This window comes from Paraeggerthella hominis (assembly GCF_021044775.1).
Lineage (GTDB): Bacteria > Actinomycetota > Coriobacteriia > Coriobacteriales > Eggerthellaceae > Paraeggerthella > Paraeggerthella hominis.
Genome location: NZ_JAJNOQ010000006.1, coordinates 146,349 through 164,457, shown reverse-complemented (window position 1 = coordinate 164,457; position 18,109 = coordinate 146,349). Strand labels below are relative to the sequence as shown.

The 18,109-nt window shown below is 60.6% G+C and carries 14 protein-coding genes; 10 read left to right on the top strand and 4 right to left on the bottom strand.

Features of this window, described 5'->3' with window-relative positions; all coding sequences use genetic code 11:
* Positions 1 to 2: 2 nt before the first annotated feature.
* On the bottom strand, positions 3 to 323 hold the full coding sequence (locus tag LQE90_RS08305; protein ID WP_216529412.1) for a hypothetical protein: 321 nt from the start codon (positions 321 to 323) through the stop codon (positions 3 to 5).
* Positions 324 to 569: 246 nt separating this feature from the next.
* On the opposite strand from LQE90_RS08305, the gene LQE90_RS08300 reads away from it, so the two are divergent.
* The 4 genes from LQE90_RS08300 to LQE90_RS08285 all read left to right on the top strand — a co-directional run bounded on the left by LQE90_RS08300 (position 570) and on the right by LQE90_RS08285 (position 4,017).
* The gene (locus LQE90_RS08300) at positions 570 to 1,124 is read left to right on the top strand and encodes an RNA polymerase sigma factor (RefSeq protein ID WP_114567361.1); all 555 of its coding nucleotides are present in this window, start codon (positions 570 to 572) and stop codon (positions 1,122 to 1,124) included.
* A complete protein-coding gene (locus tag LQE90_RS08295; protein WP_216529411.1) occupies positions 1,075 to 2,106 on the top strand; it encodes a hypothetical protein in 1,032 nt (343 codons plus the stop codon). The genes LQE90_RS08300 and LQE90_RS08295 overlap by 50 nt, the downstream gene beginning before the upstream one ends.
* A 209-nt stretch (positions 2,107 to 2,315) precedes the next feature.
* On the top strand, positions 2,316 to 3,026 hold the full coding sequence (locus LQE90_RS08290) for an RNA polymerase sigma factor (RefSeq protein ID WP_231088263.1): 711 nt from the start codon (positions 2,316 to 2,318) through the stop codon (positions 3,024 to 3,026).
* Positions 2,941 to 4,017, top strand: coding sequence for a hypothetical protein (locus LQE90_RS08285; RefSeq protein ID WP_216529410.1), 1,077 nt, complete (start codon positions 2,941 to 2,943; stop codon positions 4,015 to 4,017). Before LQE90_RS08290 ends, LQE90_RS08285 begins: the two co-directional genes overlap by 86 nt.
* A 161-nt stretch (positions 4,018 to 4,178) precedes the next feature.
* On the opposite strand, the gene LQE90_RS08280 is transcribed toward LQE90_RS08285, so the two are convergent.
* On the bottom strand, positions 4,179 to 6,656 hold the full coding sequence (locus LQE90_RS08280) for a ribonucleoside triphosphate reductase (RefSeq protein WP_216529409.1): 2,478 nt from the start codon (positions 6,654 to 6,656) through the stop codon (positions 4,179 to 4,181).
* A 439-nt stretch (positions 6,657 to 7,095) separates the two neighbouring features.
* Here LQE90_RS08280 and LQE90_RS08275 point away from each other — a divergent pair, with 439 nt between their 5' ends.
* The 4 genes from LQE90_RS08275 (at position 7,096) to LQE90_RS08260 (ending at position 11,365) form a co-directional block, all read left to right on the top strand.
* Entirely contained in the window at positions 7,096 to 7,626 is a 531-nt protein-coding gene (locus tag LQE90_RS08275; protein WP_216529408.1) for a pyridoxamine 5'-phosphate oxidase family protein, read from the top strand.
* 3 nt (positions 7,627 to 7,629) lie between these two features.
* Complete coding sequence (locus tag LQE90_RS08270) at positions 7,630 to 8,334, top strand: anaerobic ribonucleoside-triphosphate reductase activating protein (RefSeq protein ID WP_216529407.1); 705 nt, start codon at positions 7,630 to 7,632, stop codon at positions 8,332 to 8,334.
* Between the two features lie 302 nt (positions 8,335 to 8,636).
* The gene (locus LQE90_RS08265) at positions 8,637 to 9,851 is read left to right on the top strand and encodes a diphosphate--fructose-6-phosphate 1-phosphotransferase (protein ID WP_216529406.1); all 1,215 of its coding nucleotides are present in this window, start codon (positions 8,637 to 8,639) and stop codon (positions 9,849 to 9,851) included.
* A gap of 101 nt (positions 9,852 to 9,952) precedes the next feature.
* Entirely contained in the window at positions 9,953 to 11,365 is a 1,413-nt protein-coding gene (locus tag LQE90_RS08260; protein ID WP_231088262.1) for an L-cystine transporter, read from the top strand.
* Positions 11,366 to 11,401: 36 nt separating this feature from the next.
* On the opposite strand, the gene LQE90_RS08255 is transcribed toward LQE90_RS08260, so the two are convergent.
* Positions 11,402 to 12,196, bottom strand: a complete 795-nt coding sequence (locus tag LQE90_RS08255) for a Cof-type HAD-IIB family hydrolase (protein WP_216529405.1) — start codon at positions 12,194 to 12,196, stop codon at positions 11,402 to 11,404.
* A gap of 770 nt (positions 12,197 to 12,966) precedes the next feature.
* Here LQE90_RS08255 and LQE90_RS08250 point away from each other — a divergent pair.
* Positions 12,967 to 14,193 carry a helix-turn-helix domain-containing protein gene (locus LQE90_RS08250; protein WP_216529404.1) on the top strand — a complete coding sequence of 409 codons (1,227 nt, stop codon included), beginning with the start codon at positions 12,967 to 12,969 and terminating at the stop codon, positions 14,191 to 14,193.
* A 489-nt stretch (positions 14,194 to 14,682) separates the two neighbouring features.
* A complete protein-coding gene (locus tag LQE90_RS08245; protein WP_216529403.1) occupies positions 14,683 to 16,539 on the top strand; it encodes a flavocytochrome c in 1,857 nt (618 codons plus the stop codon).
* Between the two features lie 65 nt (positions 16,540 to 16,604).
* On the opposite strand, the gene LQE90_RS08240 is transcribed toward LQE90_RS08245, so the two are convergent.
* Entirely contained in the window at positions 16,605 to 18,077 is a 1,473-nt protein-coding gene (locus LQE90_RS08240) for a helix-turn-helix transcriptional regulator (RefSeq protein WP_231088261.1), read from the bottom strand.
* Positions 18,078 to 18,109: the final 32 nt, after the last annotated feature.

Genomic DNA, 18,109 nt, shown 5'->3' with positions numbered 1-18,109 from the left:
GCCTAGTCCTCGGCCGAATCGCCGAAGAAGAGCCCTGCCGCCGGGGTTTGCGCGAGCATGCCCGAATCAAACGGCCCGATCCCGAAAAAGCAATTGACAAAACCATAGAAACACCCCCCATCATCAGGTCGACGCGCTTGAGCTGCGTCGACAGACCCTTCCTTTGGAGCCGGAGCCCGCAAAAGGCGCCGGCTCTTTTCACGCGCGGCGACAACGGGAGCCGCGCGAACCGTTGCGCGACGCCCGCATTCGCCGTTGTAGCCGTCGCTGTCAAAACGGACGAGTTTTACTGGTCCTCGAATCAGGATAATGGCCAGCGGCAAGCTTCTGACCTGGCATGTTGCAAAACGCCCGCAGCCGGGTCGCCCCGAAAGGGCCGAAAACCGCCGCAAAACTCGCTCGTTTTGACAGCGGAGGGGAGCGTCACGCGCCCCGGCACCAGAATCGGGCCGCTGCAAGCGCCCCTTCGCCTCATTCCGCAGCAAGCTACAAGAATCTCGCCGAATTCTCAACCGGTTGAAACGTTTTGCCATCCTGTCGCATGTTAGAACCATAGAAAGGTGATGCGGATGGATGAGAACTGCCGATCGGAATCGTTTATGGAGCGCGCCATGGGCGCATGGGGGCCCATGGCGTATCGCCTTGCGCTCAGCCAGACGCGCTCAACCTGCGATGCTGACGACGTGGTGCAAGACGTGTTCTTGAAGCTATTCAAAGACAACACCTGTTTTCGCAGCGACGAGCACCTGAAAGCCTGGCTCATCCGAGTCACCATCAACCGGTGCCGGGAACTTCGCCGATCCGCCTGGCGGCGGCGCGTGTTCGCCACGGATTCCGACGACCCCGCGTTCACAAGCCTCGAAGCGCCCGAACAGGAGCTGTTCGCAAGCGAAACGTGGGCGGCCGTTGGACGGCTGCCCGAGAATCTGCGCCTTATCGTGCACCTGCACTATTACGAGGGATACTCCCTCGAAGACATCGCCCGCATGCTGGACTGCAAGCCAGCCACCATACGCACGCGCCTGCATCGCGCGCGCAAACGGCTCAAACTCGATCTGGAACAGGAGGCGGAACGTGAAGCAATCGAACTGGGACGAGTATCGCTCGCTGATGAACGACGTTGAGCTCCCCGATCGCGTGCACGCTCGCGTGATGCGAGAGGCACGAAAGGAGCACGCTGCGGAAACCGGCCCGAAACCGCGACCGCGCCCAAGGGCTCGTCGAACGCAGCCGAGCTTCGCGTTCAAGGCCGCCGTGGCAGCATTCTGCGCAGTGGCCCTTACCACCGGCGTCGCATTCGCCAGCGGAATGGTCGAGCTTCCCGAGCAGCTATTCTCGTTCAACCAGCTGTCCGACAAGCCCAACTCGTTCACGCTCGAAGCATACGCGGCCGAAGGCTCCGAAGGAGGAGACACAGTGCTTTTAAACTCGTCTTTATTTCGCGGCGGCGGGGGCTACAGCGGGTCTTGGTACAACCCAGCAGACGGCACGTTCTGGGGACCCGAATGGGCCGGCTACAAGTTCGCCTTCAACCTCAAGTGCTCCGGACAGAACATTGAATCCCTCACGTACGAAATAGAAGGAGATCGTTCGTATTTCGAATTCCTCGATCCAACCATGTCATCCATCCCGCTTGAAGAACGAGAAGGGGACGGAAAGGCATTCCATTACCGGAAGTCGTTCACCGTAGGATACGACGAACAATGGGATCCCAACGGAGAGTTCAAGCACCTCTACAAGAATCAGATCGTCCACCTGTACGTAGGATTCCCCTTGCCGCAAGACGCCATCGACGCCATGCACCACATCACCACGATAGAGCACACCGACGATCTAGCCAAGCTTCTCGATACGGCCGTAGAAACCGGCGCCGCGCGCGAGATCAGCGCGTCGCGCCTTACCGTAACCGCCACGTTCTCCGACGGCACATCCCAATCGAAAACATACGTCATCGCGCCCATCGACACCTTTGCCGAAGCATATTCAACCTTTTGGGACGCGCGAAACGAGGCCGCCAAGCAGGAACGCGAGCAGGGGAATTCGAACGGGATCACCCGCCCCGACATGCCCCGGTTGTACACCATCACCGAAGTAGACGCGTCGTAGCCCCGAGCCCTGAACGCAGGCAAAAGGATCTGAATCGATCTTCTGCACTCTTACTTTCGGAATCATTACGGCAATCTCCCGGTCAAAGAAAAGACCGGGAGATTGCCTAGCGCTTGGCTTGGGGCAAACAAGCAAAGAGAGGCGCATAAAACAAAGCCTTTGGAACAATAAGCGCCCCTGCGCCGTATTATCGACAAGGAGGTGAATTGATGCAAATAGGAAAACGATCCACCCAAGAAAACAAGGACAACCCCCAGCCCACTGCCAACGATGCACGATCTTCGGACAAAGCGCTGCGATCCGACGCATTCCTGACACGAGCCATGCAGTTGTTCGGCGATGCAGCCTACCGCGTCGGACTCGCACAAACAGGATCGCCCGTCGATGCAGACGACATCTACCAAGATGTGTTCTTGCGCCTGCTCAAAGACACAACCGCGTTCTCAAATGACGAGCACCTGAAAGCCTGGCTGCTGCGCGTGACCATCAACCGATGCCGCGACCTCGCACGCACCGCATGGAAACGCCGAACGGGACCGTTCGAGCAAGAACACGCCGACACAGCTGCGCCGAGCGCGTTTCGCGCCGAAATATGGGACGTGGTAGGCGCGCTGCCCGAGAACTTGCGGATTGCAGTACACCTGTTTTACGTCGAAGGATACTCAACCGACGAGATAGCGCACATCATGCAATGTCAGCCAGCCACCGTGCGCACGCGTCTGCACCGTGCTCGCCAGCAAATAAAGGATCGTCTGGAACCCCATGACGCACCGCTCGTCAGCCCACCCGCAAACAACTCCTCGAACCGCACCGGTCCCAGAAAGGAGGCCCCCTATGACCGCGAGCCGAAAGCAACCGAACCTCGACGACTACCGTTCGATGATGAAGAAAGCCCATGCGCCCGTTCATCTGCAATGTGACGTCCTAGCCGAAGCCGCCGCCATTCGCGCGCAAGCAACCCCGGAAGACGAGCATCCGCAACCAACGCCACACGCTGCGGCAAACAAAGCCCCCGTTCCACGAGCGTTCGCCGCCAAGCGGTCTCGAATGAAAAACTTGGCGATCGCAGCATGTTTCGCACTTGTCGCTGGCGTCGGCATCATGGCAATCGGCCCGCTCGTCGCGCAACACGATCCAATCGAAGATGCGCAACGCGGCGCATCGGAAAACTATTTCCAGATGGCGGCGTTTGCCGACGAGGGTGGCGCATTGCAGAAAGGACCCGTCGCTCTTGATTTTGAAGACTTCTTTCCTGTTCGAGCATCGGTAGGCCCACGCTACGATGCAGATATCGATTCATATACAGGAGATATCGATTCATCCCGCTCGTACAACCTCAACCTCACCTGCACGGGTTCCAATATAGCATCCCTGACGTACCGGATTGAAGGCGAGGGCGTGTCTTTCAACAACTGGCAGCTAACCGAAGCGGCCCATGAAGCAAAACCCGACATCGGTACCGTCATGGCAACCAATGATCAGTCGAGCGAGTTTACGATCTCGTATGAAAACCAGGACATGAGTTCCACCGACAGCCTCCATCATGAAATATACCTGAATTACACGCTCGATGGCGCATTGATCGACGCATGGAACGAGTGCAAGGCCGTCACTTCGCAAAACACATACTCGGGAGGGTTTATACCCGAAGATCAACGCGTTGCGTCCGTTAAAGCGCGGGAAACACTGGACCTGGCACTCGCCCTCCACGACGCTACGGTGATCTCGAAAGCAAAACTCATACTTACTGCAACATTCACCGATGGCAGCACCCAGAGCAAAACGTACCGGCTGGCCCCCGTAGACAATTTCGAGCAGGCATACAGCGAGTACCTTGAGTCCCGAAGGGCTGCCAGCGAAGCCAATACACCTCGATTCCCTGTGCTGTACACGCTCGAAGAGATCTCTTGATCTCCCGAACCCCGCGCACCAAAAGGGCCCGGATCGATCCGATCCGGGCCCTTTCGACTTGCTGGGCGCATGCTGCGAATATGCCGCTGCGTTGCACGTGTATGCTTGCCGTGCGCCCTTTCCTCGAACCGGCGAACCCGCCGGGAATCAGCTTGGGAACGCTACGCCGGCACCTGGGCCTTCATAGCGTTGATGCGCTGGAACACCGAGGCGGCTCCCGCGACAACGTCCACGGACCCGTCGGCCGCAACCTCCAGCAACGTCGGCGCCTGCATGATGCGGTACCGCTGCGCAAGCTCCGCGTTCTCCTCGGCCAGCAGCTCTTCGTGCACGATGCCGGCTTCGTCCATCTGCGCCGCGGCGAACTTGCAGTTCGGGCACGTGCGCGTGGCAACCAGGTACAAGCCCGCGGGCAACGAGCTATGCGCCGGCGCGGTCGGAACCGTCTCAATACTTGCGACATCCGCCGCTGCAGCATGGGGCGCAACGTCCGCCACCGTCACATGCGACCCCGCCTGCCCCGCCTTCTCGGCCGCCGCCGTCATCTGCACGCCCTGGTGCGTCAGACGGGAATGCCCCAAATCGTACTCGACGCGATCGGCAAACTCCTGCGCCTTGCCGTCATTCCAGTTCTTCACCGGACGATAGTAGCCGGTAATGCGCGAGTACACTTCCGTTTCCTCGTGGCAGCACGGGCACTCGTACACCTCGCCCGCAATGTAGCCGTGGTTCTTGCACACGGAATACGTCGGCGACATGGTGTAATACGGCAGCTTGTAGTTCTGCGCGATCTTGCGCACCAGCGTGGCCGTGCTCTGCCAGTCGGGCAGCTTCTCGCCCAAAAACGCATGGAACACGGTCCCCGACGTGTACAGCGTCTGCAATTCGTCCTGCACGTCAAGCGCGCTGAAGATATCCTCGGAGAAGTTGACCGGCAAGTGCGACGAGTTCGTGTAGTACGGCGTACCCTGGTCGTTCGCCGTGATGATCTCGGGGAAGCGAGCCTTGTCGTGCTTGGCGAATCGATACGTGGTGGACTCGGCAGGCGTTGCCTCCAAGTTGTACAGGTCCCCGTATTTCTCCTGGTAATCGGCCAGACGGTCGCGCATGTGGTTGAGCACGTCCTTCGTGAACGCCTGGGCGGGACCCTGCGTCATGTCGGCGCGCAGCCATGCGGCGTTCAGGCACGCCTCGTTCATGCCCACCAATCCGATGGTGCTGAAGTGGTTCTCGAACGTGCCCAGGTAGCGCTTCGTGTACGGATACAGGCCCGCGTCCAACAGCTTGGCGATGACCTGGCGCTTGGTATGCAGCGAGCGCGCAGAAACGTCCATGAGGTGATCGAGGCGGCGGTAGAAATCGGCTTCGTCGGTTGCCAGGTAGGCGATGCGGGGCATGTTGATGGTCACCACGCCGATGGAGCCCGTAGACTCTCCCGACCCGAAGAAGCCGCCGGACTTCTTCCGCAGCTCGCGCAGGTCAAGGCGCAGACGGCAACACATGGAGCGCACGTCGGACGGCTCCATGTCCGAGTTGATGTAGTTGCTGAAATAGGGCGTGCCGTACTTCGACGTCATTTCGAACAGCAGCCGGTTGTTCTCGGTATCGCTCCAGTCGAAGTCCCGCGTGATGGAATAGGTGGGAATGGGGTACTGGAAGCCGCGGCCGTTCGCATCGCCCTCGATCATGATCTCGATGAACGCCTTGTTGACCAGGTCCATCTCGTGCTGGCAATCGCCGTACGTGAACGCCTGCTCGCGCCCGCCCACAATGGCCGGCTGATCGCGCAGGTCGGCAGGGCACACCCAATCCAGCGTGATGTTGCTGAACGGGGCCTGCGTGCCCCAGCGCGACGGCGTGTTCACGCCGAACACGAACGACTCGACGCACTGCTTCGTCTCTTCGTACGTCAGGTCGTCGGCCTTCACGAACGGAGCCAAGTAGGTGTCGAAACTGGAGAACGCCTGGGCGCCCGCCCATTCGTTCTGCATGATGCCCAAAAAGTTCACCATCTGGTTGCACAGGCTGGACAAGTGGCTGGCCGGCTTCGACGTGATCTTGCCGGGCACGCCGCCAAGGCCCTCCTGAATAAGCTGCTTGAGCGACCAGCCGGCGCAGTAGCCGGTCAGCATGGACAGGTCGTGCAGATGGATCTCGGCGTTGCGATGGGCGTTCGCCACCTCGTCGTCGTAAATCTCCGACAGCCAGTAATTCGCCGTGATGGCGCCCGAGTTGGACAGGATCAGGCCGCCGACGGAATACGTGACCGTGGAGTTCTCCTTCACGCGCCAGTCTTCCACCTTCACGTACTGATCGACCAGGTCCTTGTAGTCAAGAAGCGTGGCGTTGGCGTTGCGCACCTTCTCGCGCTGACGACGGTACAGGATGTAGGACTTCGCCACGTCGGCGTACCCGGCGGTGGAAAGAACCTCCTCCACGCTGTCCTGAACGTCTTCGACCGAAATGATGCCGTCTTTGATCTTCGGCTCGAAATGAGCGGTCACGTTGAGGGCCAGCAGGTCGATGGTAGACGGATGGTACTGCTTCTCCAGCGCATCGAAAGCCTTGGCGATTGCAGACGAAATCTTGGCAATGTCGAATTCCGCGATCATGCCGTCACGCTTTTGAACCTGGTACATGCTCTGCTCCTTTTGCTGTACGTTTCGTATCTGCTTCGATCGGTCCGCGAGGCCTTTGGAGGGGCTGATTTCGGAGCCGGTAAGAATAAGGCGTCGGGTATCGGGTAACCGCTTCACCATACCTGCGAGAATTGCCATCGTCAATGGGGGTCACCAATATGTTGAATACAGAACTATAGTGCGCATCAATATATTGTGGTTTTCCACCTGGGGTTTTAGAAATGGGCATTTTGGCGTTCTATGAAAAGCGACCTGCAAAAATAGAACAAACTGCCCCAAACGCCAACGCCGACGGCAAAAAACACAACTCCGCAGACATCGTGGATTTCGGCAAGCGGAAAGAGGCTCGCGGCATTTGCGTCCAGGGAAGCGGCGGTCTATGATGAAGGCGATCCGCATCCCTTTTGACGCGGGGCCCGGCCCAAGCGAAGGAGCCTTTATGATCGACCATCCCATGCGGCGCTCCGACCGCGCCCTCTCCCCTGACGAAGCGCTCGCCGTGCTCGACGATGCGGCGTTCGTCACGCTGTCGACCGTCGACGAAAGCGGCGCCCCCTACGGCGTGCCGCTTTCGTTCGTGCGCCGCGGAAGCACGCTCTACGTGCACGCCACGAACCAGGGCGGCCTCAAGTTCGACTGCTTCCGGCGCGACGCGCGCGCATGCGCCACCGCCGTAACCGACGTGGTTCCGTTTTTCGCGAACGGCGATTTCTCCACGTACTACCGGTCCGCCATGGCGTTCGGATCCATGCGCGAAGTGGAGCCGGGGGTCGAGTTCAAGCGCGCGTTGGTGGATCTGTGCACGAAGTACGTGCCCGAGGCCAAAGCGCACATCGGCGAAGCCATGCGCTGCGAAGGGCCGAACACTTCGGTGTGGGCGTTGGACATCCGGCGCGTGACCGGCAAAGCCCAGCCCCTTCCCCCATCGGGCGCCGCGCCCGCCAGCCCCCATGCGGAACAGGCGCGCTAGCTCATGCGCATCGCAGGATTGCAGAAGCTCACGCTGCTGGACTTCCCCGGCAAAACGGCCGCCACCGTGTTCACTCCAGGGTGCAACTACCGTTGCCCGTTCTGCCACAACGCCGACCTGGTGATCGACGCGGCGCGCACGCCCGACGCCGTTTCCCTCGACGAGCTCTTCGCGTTTCTGGACAAGCGCCAAGGACTGCTCGACGGCGTGTGCGTCACAGGCGGCGAGCCGCTTTTGCAGCCAGGCATCGAAGATTTCCTGTCGCGCGTGCGCGATCGGGGGTTCGCCACGAAGCTGGACACCAACGGCAGCTTCCCCGATCGACTGCGCGCCCTCGTCCAGGCCGATCTCGTTGATTACGTGGCCATGGACGTGAAGAACGCGCCGTACCGGTATGCGGAAACCGTGGGCGTGCCGGGCTTCGACCTTGCGCCCGTGCAGACCTCGATCGAGTTCTTGATGGAAGGGCACGTGCCCTTCGAGTTTCGCACCACGGTGATGCGGGAGCTGCACGCGGCCGACGATCTGCTCGCTATCGCTTGCTGGATCGAGGGCGCTCCCCGCTGGTTCCTGCAAAACTACCTGGACGCGGAAAGCGTTCTTGCGGGCCCGGGGCGTTTCCATGCATGGGACGTCGACGAACTTGAAGCGCTCCTGCCCGAGCTGCGCGCACATGTGCCTGCCGTGCAGCTACGAGGATCGAAGTAGCGCAGGGCCGGACGGACGGACAGACGGGCGAGAGCGTCCCGCGAGGGCATGCGGCTGCCCGCATGTTCGCCTGGCAGCACGCCCGCCGGCCCGCCGCGAAACGCCGCCGGCCCGCGCCGCGCCGCTGCCGAGCCGCCGCGTTTCGCAGCGCGCGCCGCCGCTCGCCCGGCCGCGAAAATCGTTGCTCGTGGAAAGCGCAAGGAAATGGAGCCGCTTCGGTTCCGTGCGATCATAATAGGACGCTACCCCGCGCACCGGCCGGGGGCGCACGTCCGCACCACCGCAGAACAGGAGCATGCATCATGGCGAATTGTCTTGTCGCGCAATCCGGCGGGCCCACCGCCGTCATCAACGCCAGCTTGGCCGGCGTCGTTCGCGCCAACCAGCTGAACCCCGTGTACAACCGCGTGTTCGGCGGCCTGCACGGCATCGAGGGCACGCTCGCGGGCAAGCTCTACGACCTGACCGATCTGCCCAGCCGAGATATCGACGTTCTCAAGCAAACCCCCTCGTCGGCGCTTGGCACGTGTCGCTACAAGCTCAAGCGCGGCAACGACGCCGATTACCGCCGCCTCGTCGACGTCATGGACGCGCACGACATCAGCACCATGTTCTACATCGGCGGCAACGACTCCATGGACACGGTGGACGCGTTGGCATCGTGGGCGCAGGAGCACGCGCCCAGCAAGCGTTTCATCGGCATACCCAAAACCGTCGACAACGACCTGGTTCCCGTGGACCACTGCCCCGGTTTCCCCAGCGCGGCGAAGGTCGCCTGCCAAATCACGCATGCAACGTATTTGGATTACGCCGCGTACACCCGCCCGGAGGTGTTCGTCCTCGAGGTCATGGGACGTGATGCGGGCTGGCTGGCCGCAAGCACCTGCGTCACCGGCGACGTCGACCTGCTGATCTTGCCGGAAACGCCGTTCAACAAGGATGCGTTCTTGGCCGAGGTGCAGAAGAAGTTCGACCAGAAGGGCGAATGCTACATCGTCGCATCCGAAGGCGCTCGCTACGCCAACGGCGCCTACCTGTCGGCCGGAGAAGCGGCCAACGACGGCTTTGCGCACGCGGTGCTGGGCGGAGCCGCAGCTACGCTCAAGCAGATGATCGTCGATGCGGGCATCGTCCCGCGCGGCGTGGTGCAGGATCTGTCGCGCGCCGCGCGGTCGAGCAACTTCGCCCAAAGCCTTGTCGACGTGAACGAAGCCTATGACCTGGGATTGAGCGCGCACATGCGCAGCGCCGACCCCGCGTTCACCGGCCAGGTGGTGGGCGTGCGCCGCAACGCCGCGGCGGCAGCAGAGGGTCGCTACGATGCCGAGTTCTTCGCCGGTCCCGCCAGCGAGTTCGCGAACTTCGTGAAGCAGTTCCCCGCCGCATGGATCCGCCCGGACTACCAGGGCATCACCGACGAAGCGATCGCCTATTTCCGCCCGCTCATCGAAGGCGAGCCGAAGCTGATCATGGACGGCGGCCTACCGGCTACGCTGACGCCGTTCAACAAGCGGTAGACAAAAAACGCGCGCCGCAACCCGACCGCGTATGCTAGCATGACGCAAACAATTACGCGCAATCGGCCGTGCGGCGCGCGGCCCTCAGCAAGGGAGTCCTCGTGTCCGCAGAAGCAGCAGTGTCAACCTTCATCATCCTCGGCGCGTTCGTCGCGCTTTTGGCAGCACTCAAGGTCCTGAAAAGCAAAGGCGTCGCATTCACGCCGCGCGTGTTCGCCGCCTTAGGCATGGGCATCGTGCTGGGCATCGGCATCCAGCTTGGCGCAGGCCGAGGAGCGGAAGCGGCCACCGTGGCGCTCGACTGGATGTCGATCGTCGGGCAGGGCTACATCGGGCTTTTGAAGATGCTTGTCATGCCGCTTGTGTTCGTGGCTATCGTGGGCGCGTTCACCCGCACCGAAGACACGCTGAACCTCGGTCGCATCGGCGCTATCGTATTGGCCGTGCTGATGGGAACCGTGGCGATATCGGCCCTAGTCGGTTGGGCGTCGGTCGCGTTCACGGGGCTTGCCGGAGCCAGCTTCACCAGCGGAAGCGTCGACGCCGCGAAAATGGACGTGCTGCAAGGCCGCCAGGAGCAGGTGGCGAACCTCACCCTGCCGCAGGAAATCCTCTCGTTCATCCCCACGAACATCTTCGCGGACTTGGCCGGCACCCGCTCCACCTCCACTATCGCGGTTGTGATCTTCTCCGCCATCGTCGGCATCGCCTACCTCAAGCTGCGCGACAAGGACTCCGGCCAGGCATCGTTTTTCAAGCAGCTGATCGACAGCCTGTACGGCATCGTCATGCGCATCGTGTCCATGGTGCTGGGGCTTGCGCCTTACGGCGTGATGGCGCTCATCGCGCACGTCATGGCCACGAGCGACTACAACGCTATCCTTGATCTGGGAAAATTCGTGCTGGTATCCTACGCGGCCATCGCGTTCATGTTCGCAGTGCACTGCCTGATCCTGCTGGCGAACCGCACCAGCCCCCTCATGTACCTGAAGAAGGCCTTCCCGGTTCTGAGCTTCGCCTTCGTGGCGCGCACAAGCGCCGGAGCGCTGCCCCTCAACATAGAAACGCAGACGCGCGCGCTGGGCGTGGATTCCGCCACGGCCAACTTCTCCGGCAGTTTCGGGCTGTCCATCGGCCAAAACGGATGCGCGGGCATCTATCCGGCCATGTTGGCCACCATCATCGCGCCCACGGTGGGCATCGACGTGTTCTCGCCCACGTTCATCATCGGCTTGATAGCCGTGGTGGTCATCAGCTCGTTCGGCGTAGCGGGCGTGGGCGGCGGCGCGACGTTCGCCTCGCTCATCGTTCTGGGAACCATGGGGCTGCCCATCGAGATCGTGGGCCTGCTGGCATCGGTCGAGCCGCTGATCGACATGGGGCGAACCGCGCTCAACGTGAGCGATTCCATGGTTGCCGGCGTGACCGCGTCAAACGCCGTGGGCAAGCTCGACCGCGAAACGTTCAGCGATCCCGAAGCGCGGGTGAGCAGCTCCGCGCAAGCCGAGCTGTAGACGCCGCGCTTCGTCGACGGCCGCCGCCCGCTCCCGCTAGCTGCGTGCGCCCTCCAGCAGCCCGCGCAGTTCCTTCTGCACGCTGTTGTCGACGTTCGGACCGATGATTTTCGACGCAATCTGCTTGATGGCGGAACGACCGTTGCCCATGGCTACGCTTTGACCTGCCATGCGAAGAATCTCGTAGTCGTTCATGGAATCGCCGAACGCCATCATCTGGTTCGCCGCAAGCCCGTGCGCGTCGAGCACTTGCTGGATGCCCGTCGCCTTGCTCACGCCGCGTTGCATGACGTCGATCCACTTGCGCCCCGACGGAGCGAACACGAAGTCGTCGTCAAGCTCGCGCGTGAGGATGTACGCCATATCCATCACGTCCTCGTCGCAGTACACCGAAGCCTTCAGGATGCTCGTCGTGGGGGAAGGCACGGCCAATACGCGCGTCGGGTTCGGCAGGTTCTTGTCCACCTCGCGCTCGAAGCGCGCTTCGTCGTCAAGCAGGTAGCTGCTGGTTTCGTCGAACAGGGCCAGGTGCATGGTGTCGAACAGGTCCACGATGCGAGTCAATCGGCGCACGGCGGCATGCGAGAACACCTCTAAGTCGACCAACTCGCCCCCAACGATAACCTGCGCGCCGTTCGATGCCACGAAGTCCATGCAGTCGGCCACCGGCTCGAACAACTCATGCAGCGTATCGAAGCGCCGACCCGACGAAGCGACGAACTGAATGCCCGCGTCGCGCAGGCGCAAAATGAGATCGTACGACCCTTCGGGCACCCGCTCGCTTCCATCGAGGAACGTGCCGTCCATGTCGCTGGCGATAAGCTTGATCATGTTTGCCTCCTTCGCGGACTCCCCGCGAGCCCGCTTCTTTTCCGTATGCTCTCGTATGTTCTCCCCTCATTGTAAAGCCCGTTTTCGCGCGCCACTGTTTCTCCGCGAAGAGTTTGCAAGCCGTTGACGTGAAGCACAGGGCGCAAGGCGCAGGACGCGGGACGCAAAGCGCGAACGGGTACGGCGTCTCGTTTTGCAGGCGGCCCGTCGTTTCGAAAGGAACGCTTTCTTTGTCGAAGCACCTTCGACCCGCCAGCCCTTCGGTGCGCGCCGGGCGCCCGTCCGCGGCTCAAAATTGCGGGTCTGCGCTTCTCAACCAACCCATCATTCGCAATTGCTTTGAGCGGTTGCATCAACTGCCCAGTTCATCATGGTGCAACAAATTCGATACTCGGCAGAAGCCCTTCTCGAAGAGCGCAGGTCCGCAATTTTGAGCCAAATCCGATGCGCGGCCAGATTTGACAGGCCCCGGGTTCGCGGACGTTCGCGCAGCAGCGCAAGCCCCTCCGCGGCATCCTGCGACGCAACAAGAGGCGCATCGCAAAATGCCGCGAGCAGACTCTTCAGTCTCGCAGGATGACAAGACGGACATCTAGCACACAAAATACCTGGTCACAGCCTACGCAACCTGAGCGTGCGCAAAAAATAGCGAAACGCAACGCCAAAGTGGTGGAACGGGCAAGCCCGCAATCGCATCATACGAGCCACCCCAGCGTACGGCGCCGCGCTTCGGGTATCATGAATCAGATCAAACAGAAGGGACCAACCACATGAGCTTCGCCGACAACCTTGTCTACCTTCGCCAGCACTACGGCGTGACCCAGGAAGGGCTTGCCGAGCAGCTTGGCGTATCGCGCCAGACCGTATCGAAATGGGAAGCCGGCACGAACTACCCCGAAATGGACAAGCTGCTTGCGCTGTGCGACCTGTTCCACACGAACCTCGACGACCTCATGCGCGGAAGCGTGCACGTGGTAAAGGAAAACGACACCGAGAGCTACGACCGCCACATGAACCGCTACAACCTGTCCATAGCGATGGGCGTGGGGCTCATTTTGGTAGGCGTCGGCGTGATCGCGCTGCTGGAGACCTTCGGATGGCCGAGCAACCTGCAAACCGTTGCACTGCTGTCGTTCGTGGTCGTGGGCGTGATGTTCCTCATCGTCGGCGGAATGAATCACGCGGAGTTCAAGCGCCGCAACCCCTCCATCGAGCCGCGTTATTCCACCGACGCGCTCGAGCGATTCGGGCGGCGCTATCCCGTCATGATCGCCGGAGGCGTAGGGCTCATTCTGCTTGACGTCATTTTCCTGGTAGGGCTATCTCCGGAAGACGCCTCTTTCGACGTCGTGCGCGGGATTCACATGGAAGAGCTTCTCATGGGCCCGTTCATGTTCGCGATGGCTCTTGCCGTGGGGATCCTCATTTGGGCCGGCATGCAAAAGTCGAAGTACGACCTGTCCGAGCTTACCTACATTACGCATCGCCAAGACCTGGGAGCCGATCTGCCGCCGTCCGCCATCGTCAAAACGCCTGAACAGGTGCGCGCCGAACGCATCATGGGCGTTATCTGCGGGTGCATCATGCTGCTGGCTACTATCGTGTTTCTGGTGTGGGGCTTCGTTCCGCTGTTCGACCAGGTTGGCACCTGGGACGGCCTGGACAAAAGCGCGCTCAAAGACGCTATCCGAGACGGCCAAGGCGGGTTCTACATCAGCTGGATCGCGTTCGTGGTGGGCGGCATCCTGTGCGGCATCGTTTGCCTGATCGGCAGCGTGTTCACCAAGTCGAAGGAAGACTGGATTGCCGAGGCGCGCCAAGAGGACGCCTGGATGAAGGTGGCGAAAGCCGACGAGCAGCAGAACAACCCCTGGTCGCACGGGACGAACCCGACTTCGCAGCTGCCCGCACCGGGCGCGCCCGGTGTGCCCGTGCCGCCCCCGGCGCCGAAGCCCACGACGAGCGATCGCGACCGCACGGGAACCAGCTGGCGATAGCTCGGCAGCCCCGATCGGGGCTGCCAGCCCGCGCGGGTGCACGCCGGAGAACATTGTCGCCCCAAACGGACGGTTTTCGGCGCCAAAGCGTCCGTTTGGGGCGACAATGCCCCTCGCTTATTGCACGCAGCCCCTGGCTGTTGCCGGGGTTGCAGCCCCTGGCTGTTGCCGGGGTTGCAGCCCCTGGCTGTTGCCGGGGTTGTAGCCCGGCGCCCTATTCGCCGAGCTTTTCCGCTGCTTCGCTCACTGCTCACAGCAAAGTCAAGCCGCTGTCGCACGACCAGCCTCGCCGCAAGGCTCACGCCGACCCATCTGACCGAACCGCACACCGCAAACCGGCGTCTGCAGGAATGAGATTCGTCAAAAAGTACGTTTTGGACAGGGCAAAGTACCTTTTGCGTCTATCCCGTGGCACCCTCCCGCCCGTAGAGTCCCAAGATGCAGGGACCACGTAAAGCCCGTTTTCAAACGGGCGAAAGGAGGGGCATCATGACCCAACAGGAAACGCATTCCTCTATAAGTCGAAGAACGTTTTTGCAAGGCGCAGCGTTTCTCGGCGTGTACGGAGGCCTAACAAGCCTTGGGCTCGCGGGCTGCACGGCTCCCGCATCAGGGGGGAAGAGCGGCGGCAGCTGGACGGCCGGCACGTACAGCGCCCAAGTGACGGGGCACAATGCTCCGTTCACCATCGACGTGACGTTTTCCGACACCGCAATCACAGCCATCGATGCCAGCACGAACCAGGAATCTCTAGGAGTAGGGGCATCGGCTCTTCAGGACTTGGCAAGCCAAATCATAGAGCACCAAACGCTCAACGTGGATTCCGTGACCGGCGCCACGCTGTCCAGCATGTGCCTGCAACAAGGAGTGAAAGAGTGCGCGGGACAGGCAGGAGCCGCCAAAGACTTAGAGAAAGCCACCGGGCCGGAAGATATCGTCAAAGATTCCTATACAGCCGACGTCTGCGTGATCGGCGGCGGCGGAGCCGGGCTGACCGCGGCAATTTCGGCAGCCCAAGCGGGAGCAAAAGTCGTCGTCATCGAAAAATGCGGAATCACCGGAGGCTCTACAAACGTATCGGAAGGCGCGCTCAACGCAGTAGACCCCGAGCGTCAACAAAAGCAGGGCATCGAAGATTCGACTGAAAAGTTTTACGAAGTCACTTACGAGGGAGGGCACGGCCAAGGCACGCCCGAGCTCATCCGATACCTCACCGACAACGCGCTCGATTCCGTCCATTGGCTCGAGTCGATCGGCGTCGAATTCAAGCCCGAAGTAGGTTCGGCGACCGGCTCCCTGGGAGAACGCAGTCATTATCCCGCAACCCCTTCGGGCAACACGTATATTCGGTCTTTCCAAAAGTTCATCGAAGATCACCCCGATCAGCTGGCCCTTCTCAACGAAATGCAAGCACAGGAGCTCATAACCGAGGGCGGCAAGGTTGCGGGCGTGAAGGCCGTCCATCGCGGCAAGCAACCTGTCACGGTTCAGGCTCGATCCGTCGTCATCGCAACCGGCGGATTCGGAGCAAACGTCGAGTATCGCCAGCGCGTCAACACCGGCGTATGGGCCGATGTCAAACTGGATGACTCCATAGGCTGCACGAACATCAAGCCGTGCGCGCAAGGCGAAGGCCTCAAGCTGGCCGAAGCGGCCGGCGCAGAACTGGTGGGATTGCCCGATATCCAACTACATCCATGCGGCACGCCAGGCACCGGGCTTATGGAGGACATCCGCACGTCAGGACGCAATCGCATTTTCGTGAACAAAAACGGCGAACGTTTCGTCAACGAAGGAGCCGAGCGCGACACCCTGTGCAAGGCCATCTTTGCGCAGCCCGATTCCACGTACTGGATCGTCGTTAACAAAGTTCGATATCCTTCGGAAACGCAACCTGATGCGAACGGGGCAACCATCGAGAACATGCTCGCCCTCGGCCACATCGTCAAAGGGGAAACCATTGAAGACCTGGCCAGCAAAACCAAGATGGACGCAGTCAAACTGCAGGAGGCCATCGACGGCTATAACAAAACAGTGTCCGGAGAAGCCGAGGATCCCTTCGGATTCAAGGCGACAAACACCGCCGACCAGCAACTGACCGAAGGGCCTTGGTACGCATGCCGCAAGGTGCCCACCGTCCATCACACTATGGGCGGCGTCCGCATCGACGTGGATACCCGAGCGCTCGCCCCTTCCGGATCTCCGGTTGAAGGCCTGTTCGCGTGCGGAGAATGCACCGGCGGCATTCACGGCAGCAACCGGTTGGGAGGAAACGCTATAGCCGATTGCGTCACGTTCGGTCGAACCGCCGGCACGAACGCCGCGAAAAACGCGCTTGGAGCCTAACCCCATTCGCAACCCGGCAATCGATATGAGTGCTCGGCCGTCAAGTAGGTCGAGCACTCGCCGCTTTAAGACCGAGGGCGAGATCCGTCCAACACCTTATCAAGAAGCTCCTGCTTAGAGTGCACGCCTGCTTTTCGGTAAACCGTGCGCGTGTAGTTTCGTATCGTATTCTCGGAATAGTTCAGTTCCTCAGCGATAAAGCTCCGGCTCCGTCCTTGCGCAATCAGGGCAACAATGGCTGATTCTGTTTCATTCAATCCGCAATTTGCCGCAAACGCTCCAACGGTATCTTCCTCGCGCGCCGCCTGAGGCTCGGACGGCGCACATTCCGCCATTCGATCAAGCTCGAACCCAACGGGGTGATCCCCCATGAAGTGAGGCCGCAGTATCAACGTCGCTTCAACTAGCACCACAAGCGCCATCACGATGAGCAGCCAAAGACTATGGTCGAGCGTTGGACCCACCGCGTACACGATCAAACGGCCAACCGCCATGCACAGCAACGACCCTCCGTACAACGCGGCATATACCAGCGTCGTTGGCCAATGGACGTGTCGCCCGATAAAGCATATGAACACTACCAGCGGAATGTAGAAACAGGTGACCGCATTCGCCAGCAAAAACGTACTCGATTCTTCCGAACCATCCCATCCGCTCATAAGAAAGCAGATGCTCGCCATCATGAGCGCATTTTGGAACAGCCAGTACCCCGACAGCTTGAATGCCCGCCCCCGAACAAGCACGAACCACACAACAACCGCTATTATCAGAACAACGAGCACCTGATGAATCGATCGAACCGCTTGCGAAAGCTCGCGTAGCCGACCGTCCGGATACCCCAACGCCATGCCCAGCAGCAAAGCATACAGAAAAAAGGCTGCGGCAACTTGCAAAACACCTTTTAAAAGATCCTTTTCCTCGTACAGGCAATCCTCCTTGTTCACCACGTAGGGCCCTCGCGGATCGTTCAACCTATCCCGTCGATCCAATTCCGACATAGCCTGCCAATAGGCGAAAACGGAAAGCGCCGGAACGAACAAGTTGATCATGCCTGCAACCACGTCATCCAGGTAGCCCATCAACAACGAGAGCACGCATGAAAGGGCCAGCCCTCCGGCAGCATAGAAAAACACCTCGCCAGGCCTCAATCGCTCGAAAAAGAATATCCATAGAATTTCACCGCCAACCAGCCCAACGCCGCCGACCACCACGCGCAACGCCTCGAACTGCGTACTATCGAAAAACAAGTCAAGCAGGTACAGAAGACTCGAAGCGGTCATGAGAAGAAAACCCGACCATACGAATACACCCCGCGTCGCCCGCGAAAAGCCCGCCTTGTAGACCAAAAAGACCAGAACGGCGATAACAGCAACGCGAGCAATGTTCGCACCTACCGTTATCATTCCGACATCAGCTGAAAAGTGAAGATTGTAGAAATTGAATTGATACCAAAGTCGGTAAAGCCCAATTCCGAGAAAGGCAAGGACGAAGCCCGTTAGATACGTGGCTTTAAACGCGAGAAGAGAACCGGTATGCAAATACCGATCAGCCCCGCACGTCGACGAGCGAA

Coding starts and splice junctions, on each gene's coding strand:
- LQE90_RS08300 (WP_114567361.1), top strand. CDS start 570: ATGGATGAGAACTGCCGATCGGAATCGTTTATGGAGCGCGCCATGGGC.
- LQE90_RS08290 (WP_231088263.1), top strand. CDS start 2,316: ATGCAAATAGGAAAACGATCCACCCAAGAAAACAAGGACAACCCCCAG.
- LQE90_RS08285 (WP_216529410.1), top strand. CDS start 2,941: ATGACCGCGAGCCGAAAGCAACCGAACCTCGACGACTACCGTTCGATG.
- LQE90_RS08280 (WP_216529409.1), bottom strand. CDS start 6,656: ATGTACCAGGTTCAAAAGCGTGACGGCATGATCGCGGAATTCGACATT.
- LQE90_RS08275 (WP_216529408.1), top strand. CDS start 7,096: ATGATCGACCATCCCATGCGGCGCTCCGACCGCGCCCTCTCCCCTGAC.
- LQE90_RS08270 (WP_216529407.1), top strand. CDS start 7,630: ATGCGCATCGCAGGATTGCAGAAGCTCACGCTGCTGGACTTCCCCGGC.
- LQE90_RS08265 (WP_216529406.1), top strand. CDS start 8,637: ATGGCGAATTGTCTTGTCGCGCAATCCGGCGGGCCCACCGCCGTCATC.
- LQE90_RS08255 (WP_216529405.1), bottom strand. CDS start 12,196: ATGATCAAGCTTATCGCCAGCGACATGGACGGCACGTTCCTCGATGGA.
- LQE90_RS08250 (WP_216529404.1), top strand. CDS start 12,967: ATGAGCTTCGCCGACAACCTTGTCTACCTTCGCCAGCACTACGGCGTG.
- LQE90_RS08245 (WP_216529403.1), top strand. CDS start 14,683: ATGACCCAACAGGAAACGCATTCCTCTATAAGTCGAAGAACGTTTTTG.